Below are 12,296 nucleotides of genomic sequence, written 5' to 3'. Positions count from 1 at the left end.
ATAAGTTAATGATTCGAGATGTAAAGTTTGCCGACATCAAGGTAGGCGACACGGCCTCTATGTCTAAGACCATCAGCGAGTACGACGTCTACGCTTTCGCCGGCCTGACGGGAGATTTTAACCCCGTCCATGTTAACGCCGAGTTCGCGAAGGACACTATGTTCAAAGGTCGCATAGCGCACGGCATGCTCTCGGTCGGGATGATTTCTGCCGTCCTCGGCACTTCACTCCCCGGCGTAAACACCATTTACCTCGCGCAAGAGCTCTCGTTTAAGGCCCCGGTAAGGATTGGCGACACTGTCACCGCCACAGTGGAAGTCCTAGAGAAAATCGAGGGAAAGAACCGCATTGTCCTTAGGACCACCGCGACCACGCAAGACGGCACGTTAGTTATTGACGGCAAAGCAACCGTCATGAAGAAGTAGTATTTTTCTCTTTCCCCTCATCTACACTCATTTGCCCCGCCGCGTACCACGGCGGGGACTTTTTATGTGTTAATGTTTACCTAAGGTTAACTTCTGTTTGATGCCGGCTTAATCTTTCTGCGTTAGCATTTGCTTAAGCAAAGAAACAGGAGTGAGTACATTGCTTTCGGGAACGCACCAGCGCGTCGGTCTCGCCATACTTAGCGCCCTGCAATCGCGGTCGGAGGTCTGCAAAATATCGGTGGATGACTTCCTGTTTGGCTGTATCCAACCGGACTTTTCGCTTGGTGTCTTCTATACTCCGCATATAAAGGAGAAATCCTTCGCCTTTGTGCTGCGCGCAATTGCCGAGCTAGCCAACAACGTGCTTCCCATCGACAACACCGCGCGTGAAACCTTCGCTACGCGCCTCGGCGTGGTCATACACTTTTTGACGGACTTCTTCTGCGCCGTGCACAACCAGCGGCAGGACGACTCCCTGCCGCTACACTTTGCCTATGAGGCCAACCTACACCTCGTAAGCCGCACTATGCCTTTAGACACCCTAGCGCAAGAATCGCTAACCGAGCTAAAGCATGGTACCCTGGCGACAGTCGGTGACCTAGAAAGTCACCTCGAGCGGCTACATCGCCGCTACCTAGCTACCCCCATGTCCCCGCAGGCCGACCTGCGCTTTGCCCTAGCCGCAGGCACTGCTGCCGCATATTACGTGTGTAGCGCAAGTATCCGCGCGGCTGTGCAGCCAGCTGCGTAGTCCCCTAGGATGTCGCACTCCTCCGTCCCTCAACTCCACTCCTCCGCCTCTCTCTATCCCGCAACAGCATAACGTACCCACCGATAGCTATGGGAATGCCCATAGCTATTATTGTTGCGCTGCCGGGGAAAAAACCGTACCGTTGCCAGACGAAGGCCAAGGTAGTAAGTAAGCCCACTACGCTTATAATCGGGACCGGTCCGATGAACGGCAACCAGCGGCGTATAGGCGTGCGCTTATAGAGCGCGAGCATAAGTAGCGCCGGAATCAGCCCCAGCGCAAACTCCAACGGGTAGTGGTAGATAATCACGCCAAATGCCGGTGCCAACCCGCCGCCGCCGCGAAAGGAAAAATAGATTGGCCAGTTGTGCCCTGCCACTACCGCCATTGCACTAAGCATCACGACAATTGGGTCGCCTGTAAGCGTGTGAGCGAGATAAGTTGCCGCTACCCCCTTTAGCGCATCAAGGACGCCTACCATAAGCCCAAAGCGCCAACCAAACTTGCGAATGGAGCCTGTGCCGCCGGGATTATCTAAGCCGCGGATGTCAACGCCTTTAAGCCACTTGCTTAAAATCACGCCAAACAACAAGGAGCCACAAAGATAGGCCGCTAACACCGCGACAAGTGCATCAACCATCTATTCCTTCCTCCTCAAATTCCTAATTGGTTCACTGTAAGCATATCAATGAAAGAATACCACAGCAATGGACTGTCAAAGGAGGGCTGGCGATGCCGTTTTTGGTGATTGACTTTGTTGCCGCCTATTGGGTAAATATGTTGGTTGGGCTGCTGTCTATAGCTATATCTAAGCTTCTGTGTGACGAGTTCGTCTTTCGGTACCCGCGAGGCGCTAAGGCACGGTTAGCGCGCTTGGTGCTCCTCGCCTACTTTGCGCTCTTCTTCTACTTTGTTTCATACTATGCTATCACCGCAGTCAGGCAAGCCTTTTTATGACGGAAACTTCATATTTGGCCCGCGTTAAAAGTAACAAAAAATTCACGGATTAGAAGTGCGAGAATTATAGCAGGATTCCAAATTAGCATGTAGAATAAAGCGAGAGCAGTCTTATTCTTATCATCTTTAGGAGGTGGTTTCGGCCACTACATAGGCTTTTTCCTAGATGCCCAACAAAAGAAAAAGGAGTGAAGAAAGTTGCTAAGAAAATCTCTGGTTGGTTTTGCCGTGTTGGCAATGGTGGCGACGATGTTCTTAGGGCTACCCCTAGCCCAAGCTAACACCCCCATTCGCGTAACGATTAACGGCGCTCCCCTGACGATGGACGTAGCTCCCACCATTCAAAACGGCCGTACTCTCGTGCCGATGCGCGCAATCTTCGAAGCGCTTGGCGCTCAAGTACACTGGGATGACGCCACTAGCACCATCCGCGCCTACCGCCGCGAGGACGCCATTGTCCTGCAGCTTGGTAACCGCACGGCTTGGGTGAACGGCCCCTCCCGCCAACTCGACGTAGCCCCGGTAGCCGTCGGCGGCCGCACGATGGTGCCGCTCCGCTTTGTAGCTGAAGCCCTAGGTGCAGAGGTCGCTTGGGTTGACGCTACTCGCACCGTAACCGTACAACATACCCCCTACACAGCAAAGCCAATCGGCGGCACTATTACTTTTGGTGCTATATCCGAGCCTGTTATTCTAAACCCGATTCTGAGCACAGACACCGCTTCATCAGACATCCATGGTTGGATTAGCTATGGCCTTGTCCGCACAGCAGTGGACTTGACGGTGCGCAATTCTATTGCTGATCGTTGGTCGTGGGATCAGGCTAGCCTCACTTGGACCTTCTGGCTGCGGCCGGATGTCCGGTGGAGCGACGGTCGTCCGCTTACCGCGCGCGACGTTAAGTTCACGTATGACACTATCCTGCACCCTGACTATGACGGCGTGCGTCGCACTAACGTGCAGCATGTTGCCGAAATTACTACCTCAGGCGACCACATCGTGCGCTTTAGAATGCGCCAAGTAGACGCGCCCTTCCTCCTTAACATTGGCCTTGGGATTATCCCCCACCACATCCTCGGCAACGTACCTGTGCGTGAACATCGCGCACACTCCTTTAGCCGCCAACCGATTGGCGCAGGTCCATACTTACTCGACCGTATTATCCCCGGGCAATTCGCCGCATTGCGGCGTAATCCACATTTCTGGATGGCTCCTCGTCCTTACATCGACCAGATCGTCTTTAGGCGCTACGCCGACATTAACGTTATGCAGGCAGCGTTTGAAGCAGGCGATATCGACTGGATGACTATCACCCCCGATGCAGTTGACCGCGTACGACGGGAGATGGCAACCCGCGCTAACTTCCGCGATATCCCCAACCACGGCTACGACTATATGTCGCTCAACCTTGAGAACCCAATTCTGCGTGACCGCCGTGTACGTGAGGCGCTGAAGCTTGCTCTCGACAGGCCCGCTATGGTTAGGAGCATTCTTAATGGTCTCGGCACCGTAGTTAACTCCCACCAGATTCCAACTACTTGGGCCAGCGGCGCGGCAAACCTCAACACCTATGCCTTTAACCAGACACGCGCCCGTCAGTTGCTTGATGAAGCCGGCTGGCGTATACCCGCCGGGCAAACAATGCGCCGCCGCGACGGTTCCCCCACCGGCGATCCTATGCGCCTCGGCGTGCAATGGAACACCGGCAACGCCATTCGCCAGGACACCGCCGCCATGGCTGTAAGGCAGTGGAGAGAGATTGGTGTAGACGCGGCCGACCGTCCGACTGAGTGGTCGGTTATGCTTGATGACCTCACTCTCAGCCGCTTTGAGGTCGTCATCATTGGTTGGGCGCTTGGCCTTGATCCCGATCCGTTCCCCTTCTTCCATTCCTCTCAGGCTGTACGTGGTGCTGACGGTCATATCCGCGGGTTCAACCGCCAGCCATTCGTCAACGCAGAAGTAGACAGGTTGCTTGAGGCTGGTCGTCTTACAGTCGACGTGGCCGAGCGCCGCGCCATGTACCAGCAGGTTGACCAAATCCTTAACCGTGAACTGCCCTACATCTGGCTGTGGCAGCGGACACTGGTTCGTGGTGTCGCAAAGCGGGTCGACGGCATCATAGAGTCGCCCATTGGCACGATCATTGCAGAGGCCCGTTTTATTAGAAGGTAGCCACTTCTGCGAAGGGGCAGAGCTACGCTCTGCCCCTCCTTTGTGCAAATCTATACCTAGGAAGGAGCTTTGAGCTTGGGACGCTATATTGCGGGGAGACTCCTCCAGTCAATCTTTCTCCTTATCGGCGTATCTATCTTGACCTTCACCATTATCCAATTGGCCCCAGGTAGCTTTGCCGATATGGTTGGTGAGTCTATTGACGCTACAGCTGAAGACAATGCACGCCTGATAGCCTTGTGGGGTTTAGACCAACCCGTTCACATCCAATATTTCCGTTGGTTGCGGAATGTTGTGAGCGGCAATTTCGGCCACTCCTTAATCACGGCGCGACCAGTCTTTGATATGATTATGGAGCGCATGCCAGCGACCATTGTTCTGAATCTCTTGATTGTGTTCTTTGTGTACCTAATTGCTCTGCCAATAGGCATCATCTCCGCTGTGAAGCAGTATTCATGGTTTGACCATATCATGACCTTCATGGCTTTTATTGGGAGCGCTATGCCCGGATTCTTTTTTGCGATGATGCTTATCTATTATGTCGCGATGAATGTTGAGTTCATTCCTATTTCTGGTTTGGCTACGTTTGGCGTAGAGTGGGGCCAAGTACCCTTTATGGAGTGGTTTAGCGACCGACTGCGCTATTTGATCCTGCCTCTGACTGTCGGCGTATTTGGAGGTTTGGCAGGGCTTGTCCGCTTTATGCGCGCTAGCATGCTCGACGAAGTTAACCAAGACTATGTGCGCACAGCGCGGGCCAAGGGTTTGTCTGAGCGCGTCGTAATCTTTAAGCATGCTCTCCGTAACAGCTTGCTGCCTATTGTAACTACTCTTGGCTTTACATTTAGCGGCATGTTGGGTGGGCAGATTGTAATCGAGAGTATATTTGCTTGGCCTGGCGTCGGTCTGTTAGCGTTAAGTGCGATATTCACGCGAGACTACCAGGTTATTATGGCCTTTAACCTCATGGGGGCGACCATGCTAGTGCTTGGCATGCTCATTGCGGATATTCTCTACGTTGTGGTTGATCCACGCATTAAGTATTAGGTAGGTGACATAATGGCTACGGCAAACCCACAGGTGACAAAACCTTTTACCGGGATGAGCGCGAAAGAAGAAACCTTCTGGTCACTTACCTGGTACCGCTTCCGTCGACATAAGTTGGCTATGTTCTTCACCGGCGTCTTAGTGTTGCTGTACTTTATCGCCATCATCGCCCCCTATATCGCACCGCACGACCCCATGGCCATCCACGTCGGCGGCCGCTTTGAGCCGATGAGCCGCGAATTCCCTTTCGGAACTGACCGTTTGGGTCGCGACCTCTACAGCCGCACCTTGCATGGCGCTCGCATTAGTCTAATGGTAGGCTTTGTAGCGGCCGGCATTGCCATGTCGCTTGGGACTTTAGCAGGCGCAGTGGCTGGCTACTTTGGCGGCGTAATCGACGATGTGATTATGCGCATCTGCGAAGTTATGATGGCTATTCCCACCTTCTTCTTGCTACTTACCGTAGTAGCTGTGTTTGAGCGCAGCTTGCTCAATATTATGTTGGTTATCGGGTTTACGACGTGGCCTTCTGCGGCGCGTCTGGTGCGCGGACAGTTCCTATCCTTACGCGAGATGGACTACGTTGAAGCGGCACGCTCGGTAGGGGCACGCAACTCGCGCATCGTCATGCAGCACATTCTTCCAAACTGCATGGCCCCCATCATTGTATCGACCACGCTTCGCGTCGGCGGCGCTATGTTGACCGAAGCCGGGTTGGCCTTTATTGGCCTCGGCGTAACAGACCCTCCAAGCTGGGGCTCCTTAATGGAAGCCGGGCGCCATACGCTACGCTTTGCCCCGCATATGACGTATATCCCCGGCCTGCTAATCTTCCTTACCGTCTTGGCGTACAACTATATTGGTGATGGTTTACGCGATGCGCTCGACCCGAAACTTAAATAGTCGCCAAGCCGCTCTAGCGCTGGTTGTACTCGTACTGCTGTCAGTCGCCATGCTTAGTACAACTGCCCATGCGGCAGCTCCGTCAGCTTGGCCGGATGGCTGGTCACGCGAACAAAGTGTCATTGAAGCAAGGCCGCACTACGGGCACCTCAGCGCTCCGGCTGGGTTCGACAGCCTGTGGTTAGCTTCGGTGGGTTATCAGGGGCCTGCAACCGTACTTCAAGTTACACTCTTCAGCCTAGAGAGAAATGCGGCCGTGACCAATATCACGCTCCCCGTAACACACCTATTGCGCGGGTTCACCTTGCTAGAATCTGATGCCGGACTATCTGTGTTTTGGATAGAGCGGCAAGAAGGCATCGAGAGCACTCTACACAGGGCAAAGTTGGACACAAATGGACAGCTTTTGCGGCAGGACATCCTCTGGCGTACCCCGGCACTTGCCGACTCCCCTGCCGTAGCCGCCGCCGATGACGACACATTTTACATCGCACTGAGTGCCGCGATTGACGGTCACCACGCGATTCATCTGCTGAGTTTCACGTCCGGCAGCGAAACACCTCTGGTGACACGCCTCACCACGCCGGATGAGCTGGCTACCGTACCTACCATCGCCCTTGCCGGCGATAGACTGCATTTGGTGTTTCACAGGCATCGACAGCATCTCTCTTGGGCGCGCTATCACCTCTATGAACTGCCCATGCTCACACGTTTAGCCACAACCGAGCTTGGAGCGATACCCCAAGACTATGAGCACGCACCTACGCTCCTCGCCAACCCTGACGGATCAGTTTCAGTGATCTGGCAACGTATGCATGTTACCCCAGCACGCGTCATCCCCATGGAACCGGTACAGGGACGATTGCTTAACGGTGAATGGGTAGAGCCACTTAGCAGCCTCATACATTTACGTGGTCGAATTCTATCTGCACGCGGAGCCCGTAGCGACGATGGGCGCACCCTAGTGGCCGCCATGGTCGAGGTGGGTCGCGCTTGGCAGGTGAAGAGCATTCTTAGGGACGGTGCAGGCAATACAGTGCGAGCCGGATATGCCACGATAACGCGTGGCCATGCCTTAGGTGCGCGACCGCTGTTAGTGGGTAATGTCGGCGTCATATCCTTCTTCAGCCACGACAATGCCGGACGTTCCCAGTTGTATGTCGTCCAGACCGCTACGCCCGCACAGCGCACGCTAGCTTTTCGCGTTGGCCTGAATCCGCATTCCCCATGGGCTGACGCTCTGTATAAGTACATGAGCCTGCTCACCGGCGCAGTGTTTGTCGCCTTTGGCGCAACCGGCGCTATGGCAATTAGCTTGGTCGCAATTTGGTTGATGAGCCACTTTGGCCTGTTTTCATCCAGCAGACTTGGCAGCTACTTGCGTCTTGCCCTGCAGTTTGCGATTATCGTTGCGCTGAAAGAACCGGGAAGCCTGCTGTACTTTGGCGCGGTAATGTTGCCGGGTTGGACGGCGGTGGTGTCGTGGCTTGCGGCAGCCTCACTTACCGTGGCCGTAATTCACTTGGCAGATATGCCCGCAGACGATTTCCTTACCCTCTCGTTTGCCGGCTTGCTGTTTGTGATAGGTGATTCCTTTACTAGTTTGTTTATGGCGGGGGTGGGGCGATGGTAGAGCAACTGACGAAGTGCGTGCGCATGGTCGCATGGTTGATTGTCCTCACTCTACCCATGTTAGTTGGCTTTTTAATGGTCTTCTTTTCGGTGCAACACCAGGGCCTCGCCATTAACTTCCGCCCTTGGTATATTATAGTGGTAGTCGTGTTGTTTGTTCTAGCAGTAGTAGATGCGCGTTATCGCAAATGGGTAGCGCAGCGAGAGGAGGCCCGTAATGTCTAGTCCCATGCTTGAAGTTAAAGATATCCGTACCGCGTTCCACATTCGCGAAGGAATCGTCCCCGCAGTTGACGGCGTATCCCTGCACATTGACAAGGATGAAACGTTAGCCGTAGTGGGCGAGAGCGGTTGCGGCAAGAGCGTAACGGCGCTGTCAATTATGCGCCTAATTAAGAGCCCGCCCGGTAAGATTGAGCGCGGCGAGATTATCTTCGACGGCAAAGACCTGCTTAAGCTAAGCATAAAAGAAATGCGCGAAATCCGCGGCAACGACATCGGCATGATTTTCCAAGAGCCGATGACCAGCCTTAACCCTGTCTATACGGTGGGCGACCAAATTGCCGAGGCGATAATCCTGCACCAAAAGGTATCTAAGAGCGAGGCGCGTGCGCGCACGGTTGAAATGCTGCGCAAAGTTGAAATACCACTTGCCGAGCGCCGCTTTGACGAGTTCCCGCATCAGCTTTCGGGAGGCATGCGGCAAAGAGTGATGATTGCCATGGCGCTCTCCTGTAACCCTAAGCTTTTAATCGCGGATGAGCCGACAACAGCGCTAGACGTGACTATTCAAGCGCAAATTCTCGACCTGATGCGGGGCCTGCGCAAGACGCTCGGCATGAGCATCATGCTCATTACGCATGACCTCGGCGTAGTCGCGAGCATGGCTGACCGCGTGGTCGTTATGTACGCAGGTAAGGTTGTGGAAGAAGCTACAGTGCGCGACACCTTCAAGAAACCGATGCACCCTTATACGCACGGTCTACTTGATTCTATCCCGCACCTCGCGCGCGAGGTCGAGAAGCTGCACGTTATCTCCGGCACGGTGCCAAACCTCTTGTACCTGCCGGAAGGATGCCGCTTTGGGCCGCGCTGCCCCTATGTACAAGACAAGTGCCGCGCCGAGCAGCCGACACTGGTGGAGGCTGCGCCCGGGCACAAAGTTAGCTGTTGGTATCCTATCAGGGAGGCAAGGGGGTAGAGCGTGATGGCAATGAGACTAGAGACCGATTCACCTAATCTCTTAGAAGTTAACAATCTTGTAAAGCACTTCCCCATTAAGGGCGGCTGGTTTGGCAAGCCCAAGAACTACGTCCGCGCTGTCGACGGCGTAAGCTTCTTTATTCGCAAGGGAGAAACACTAGGGCTCGTCGGCGAGAGCGGCTGCGGCAAAACAACGACGGGGCGCACTATCCTGCGCTTACACGAGCCGACCGCCGGTCAGATTCTCTTTGAAGGCACTGACCTGCGCAGGCTGCGCACCGAAGAACTGCGCAAGAAGCGCAAGGACCTCGGCATCATCTTCCAAGACCCATACTCCTCGCTTAACCCCCGCATGATGGTAGGCGATATTATCGGGGAGCCGCTCTTGGTGCAGGGAATGACGAATGTTCGGGAGCGCACGGAACGCGTGCACGCTATGCTTGAGGAAGTTGGCCTAGCGCCATACCACTACCGCCGCTTCCCGCACGAGTTTAGCGGTGGACAGCGCCAGCGTATCGGTATTGCCCGCTCTGTCATCTATAACCCGAAGCTCATTGTCTGTGACGAGCCGGTATCGGCCCTTGACGTTTCTATCCAGTCACAAATTCTAAATCTCTTAAAAGAGCTACAGCAGAAGCATGACCTCACGTACCTCTTTATTGCCCATAACTTAAGTGTCGTCAAGCACATTAGTGACCGGGTAGGGGTTATGTACCTCGGCAAACTCGTGGAGCTTACTACGTCAAGAAACCTCTACGCGCAGCCGACTCACCCGTATACGCAGGCGCTGCTTTCGGCCATTCCCCATGCCGACCCGGATATGAGCATGGACAGGCAAAGGCTCAAAGGGGACGTGCCAAGCCCGGTTAACCCGCCTTCCGGCTGCCGCTTCCACACGCGCTGTCCGATTGCGGTAGACCAGTGCAAAGTCGACGACCCCGTATGGCGCGAAATTCGCCCCGACCACTTCGTGGCCTGCCACCTAGCAAAGTAAAAACAAAAGAAAAACAAAAGGGACGGTTCTCTGTGGAATCGTCCCTTTCATCCGTCCTATCAGAGCAATCCGGCCTATCCGGATAAATTCGTTCACCCCGATATCATATCCTGTAGCTCGCGCAGACTAATCACCGAGACCCCCAGCGACTCGGCCTTAATGAGCTTCTCCCCGGCCTTTTCGCCTGCCAGCAGATAGGTCGTGCGCGCGCTGACCGAGCCGCTTACAGTGCCGCCATTAGCGACAATTAGCGCTGTCGCCTCTTCGCGGCTTAATCCTGGCAGTGTCCCGGTGATAACAAACGTGAGCCCCGCAAGATTCGCCCCTTGTCGCCTAGCGAGATAAGCTAGGTTCACCCCCGCGCGGGTAAGCTTATCTAGCAGAGTAAGTGTCGATGGCAGGGAGAAAAACACCAGGATGCTTGCCGCCATCTTGTCGCCGATGTCAGGGATTGCTACTAAGTCCTCGTAGCGCGCCGCCATTAGCGCCGGCAAGCTTCCGAACACCTGCGCGAGGGTGAGGGCCGCCTTTGTTCCTACTAAGGGAATGCCAAGCCCGGTGAGCAAGCGCTCAAGCGAATTACTGCGGCTCTTATCTATCGCCGCTAGCACTTTGGCCGCCGACTTAGCTTGTAGGCGCGGCAGTGCAAGCAAGGCCTCCTGTGTAAGGAAATACAAGTCGCCCGCGTCGCGCAACAGATTATGTGCGAGCAGGTTTGCGATTAAGGCTTCCCCCACACCGCTAATATCCATGGCGTCGCGCGAGACAAAGTGAATGATGCTTTCACGCAGTAACGCCGGGCAATCAGGGTTTGGGCAGCGCCAGGCCACCTCCCCCGCCCTTTGTACTGCCACTGCCCCACACTCCGGGCAGTTGGTCGGGTAGACAAAGGGCTTTTCTGTGCCCGTACGGCGTTCTGTGAGCGGCGCAAGCACCTCCGGAATAATCTCCCCGGCCTTGGCTACATAGACAAAATCGCCGATGCGAATGTCCTTAGCGGCGATAAGCTCGGCGTTGTGCAGCGAAGCGCGGCTTACCGTAGTACCGGCAACGGCTACTGGCTCCAAAATGGCGGTTGGGTTAAGTGTGGCCGTGCGGCCGACCGTTACTTCTATATCGAGCAACCGCGTCACTACCTGCTCGGCTGGGAACTTGTAAGCTATGGCCCAACGTGGGCTCTTGGCTGTTGCGCCTAGTTGCCGTTGCGCATCATAGCTGTTCACCTTGATAACCAAGCCATCTATATCGTAGGGCAAGGTGTGGCGCTTGGACTGAAACTCAAGGCAGACGTCTAGGGCCTCGCCTATGGTAGCCGCAATCTGGCGCAACGGGCTTACCTTCAGTCCCGCTTGCGCTAGGAGTGCTAAGGCGTCGCTGTGAGACTCCGGCTGTTTGTCCCCTTCTAGCTCGGCTAGGGCGTAGAATACAACGTCTAGGTTGCGCCTCGCCGCCTCACGCGCGTCAAGCTGCCGCAGTGAACCGGCGGCTGCGTTGCGTGGATTGGCAAACACTTGGAGGCCTTGTTCGCTGCGCTCCGCGTTTAATTTGGCGAAGGCCGCTCGCGGCATATAGGCCTCGCCGCGCGCTTCTAGCGTCAGCGGCTGGCGCAACGTAAGGGGGAGCGAGCGGATGGTACGCATATTGGCCGTAATGTCCTCACCGGTCTCGCCGTCGCCTCGCGTGGCCGCCTGCACTAGGTGGCCGCTTTCGTAGCGCACCGCCACAGCTAAGCCGTCGACTTTAAGTTCCACTATGTATTGCACGTTGCCGTCGTAGGCTTCACGCACGCGGCGGTCAAAGCTCTCGAGCTCGGCGCGGCTAAAGGCGTTAGCTAAGCTTAGCATAGGCACGCGATGGCGCACGGCTTCAAACGCGGTAAGCGGCCGCGGGGCGACGCGCTGCGTCGGGGAGCCTGGCACTATGAACTCGGGATGCGCTTCCTCTAGCGCGCGCAGTTCGCCTACCAGAGCATCATACTGCGCATCTGTGATAAGCGGCGCGTCAAGCACGTGGTAATGGTAGTCGTGTGTGGCGATGTCGCGTAGTAGCGCGTCGATACGCTCTTTGACATTCATGGCAAGGCACCTCCGTGAGCGATGAGCGTTGAGCTGTGGGCGGGGGCAATCATGAATCAGGAATCGTGAATCGTGAACTAGGGGAGTGCGGGTCTCTCTACCAGGAGCTAGGAGCAAGGAGCTAGCCACCC

General features: G+C 55.4%; 12 protein-coding genes. 10 read left to right on the top strand and 2 right to left on the bottom strand.

The window, feature by feature from the left end; translation table 11 throughout:
- Positions 1-8: 8 nt before the first annotated feature.
- Entirely contained in the window at positions 9-425 is a 417-nt protein-coding gene (locus KGZ66_06880) for a MaoC family dehydratase (protein ID MBS3985311.1), read from the top strand.
- 160 nt (positions 426-585) lie between these two features.
- Entirely contained in the window at positions 586-1,179 is a 594-nt protein-coding gene (locus KGZ66_06875) for a zinc dependent phospholipase C family protein (protein MBS3985310.1), read from the top strand.
- Positions 1,180-1,183: 4 nt separating this feature from the next.
- Here KGZ66_06875 and KGZ66_06870 read toward each other — a convergent pair whose 3' ends face one another.
- The gene (locus KGZ66_06870) at positions 1,184-1,819 is read right to left on the bottom strand and encodes a glycerol-3-phosphate acyltransferase (GenBank protein MBS3985309.1); all 636 of its coding nucleotides are present in this window, start codon (positions 1,817-1,819) and stop codon (positions 1,184-1,186) included.
- Positions 1,820-1,911: 92 nt separating this feature from the next.
- Between KGZ66_06870 and KGZ66_06865 the strand changes: the two genes are divergently transcribed.
- From KGZ66_06865 to KGZ66_06830, 8 genes are all read left to right on the top strand, one after another.
- The gene (locus KGZ66_06865) at positions 1,912-2,136 is read left to right on the top strand and encodes a hypothetical protein (protein MBS3985308.1); all 225 of its coding nucleotides are present in this window, start codon (positions 1,912-1,914) and stop codon (positions 2,134-2,136) included.
- Positions 2,137-2,334: 198 nt separating this feature from the next.
- A complete protein-coding gene (locus KGZ66_06860) occupies positions 2,335-4,311 on the top strand; it encodes a hypothetical protein (GenBank protein MBS3985307.1) in 1,977 nt (658 codons plus the stop codon).
- 75 nt (positions 4,312-4,386) lie between these two features.
- Positions 4,387-5,358: an ABC transporter permease gene (locus KGZ66_06855; GenBank protein ID MBS3985306.1), complete on the top strand. Its 972-nt coding sequence runs from the start codon at positions 4,387-4,389 to the stop codon at positions 5,356-5,358.
- Between the two features lie 12 nt (positions 5,359-5,370).
- Positions 5,371-6,261 carry an ABC transporter permease gene (locus KGZ66_06850; GenBank protein MBS3985305.1) on the top strand — a complete coding sequence of 297 codons (891 nt, stop codon included), beginning with the start codon at positions 5,371-5,373 and terminating at the stop codon, positions 6,259-6,261.
- Positions 6,236-7,894: a hypothetical protein gene (locus KGZ66_06845; GenBank protein MBS3985304.1), complete on the top strand. Its 1,659-nt coding sequence runs from the start codon at positions 6,236-6,238 to the stop codon at positions 7,892-7,894. Before KGZ66_06850 ends, KGZ66_06845 begins: the two co-directional genes overlap by 26 nt.
- The gene (locus KGZ66_06840; GenBank protein MBS3985303.1) at positions 7,888-8,118 is read left to right on the top strand and encodes a hypothetical protein; all 231 of its coding nucleotides are present in this window, start codon (positions 7,888-7,890) and stop codon (positions 8,116-8,118) included. The genes KGZ66_06845 and KGZ66_06840 overlap by 7 nt, the downstream gene beginning before the upstream one ends.
- On the top strand, positions 8,111-9,094 hold the full coding sequence (locus KGZ66_06835; GenBank protein MBS3985302.1) for an ABC transporter ATP-binding protein: 984 nt from the start codon (positions 8,111-8,113) through the stop codon (positions 9,092-9,094). Before KGZ66_06840 ends, KGZ66_06835 begins: the two co-directional genes overlap by 8 nt.
- Positions 9,095-9,106: 12 nt before the next feature.
- Positions 9,107-10,090 carry a dipeptide ABC transporter ATP-binding protein gene (locus KGZ66_06830; GenBank protein ID MBS3985301.1) on the top strand — a complete coding sequence of 328 codons (984 nt, stop codon included), beginning with the start codon at positions 9,107-9,109 and terminating at the stop codon, positions 10,088-10,090.
- 92 nt (positions 10,091-10,182) lie between these two features.
- Here KGZ66_06830 and ligA read toward each other — a convergent pair whose 3' ends face one another.
- On the bottom strand, positions 10,183-12,165 hold the full coding sequence (gene ligA / locus KGZ66_06825; GenBank protein MBS3985300.1) for an NAD-dependent DNA ligase LigA: 1,983 nt from the start codon (positions 12,163-12,165) through the stop codon (positions 10,183-10,185).
- Between the last annotated feature and the right edge of the window lie 131 nt (positions 12,166-12,296).

The organism is Selenomonadales bacterium (assembly GCA_018335585.1).
In the GTDB taxonomy this organism is placed as follows: domain Bacteria; phylum Bacillota; class UBA994; order UBA994; family UBA994; genus UBA994.
The sequence above is the reverse complement of the archived record's forward strand: the minus strand, read 5'-3'. Positions and strand labels throughout refer to the sequence as shown.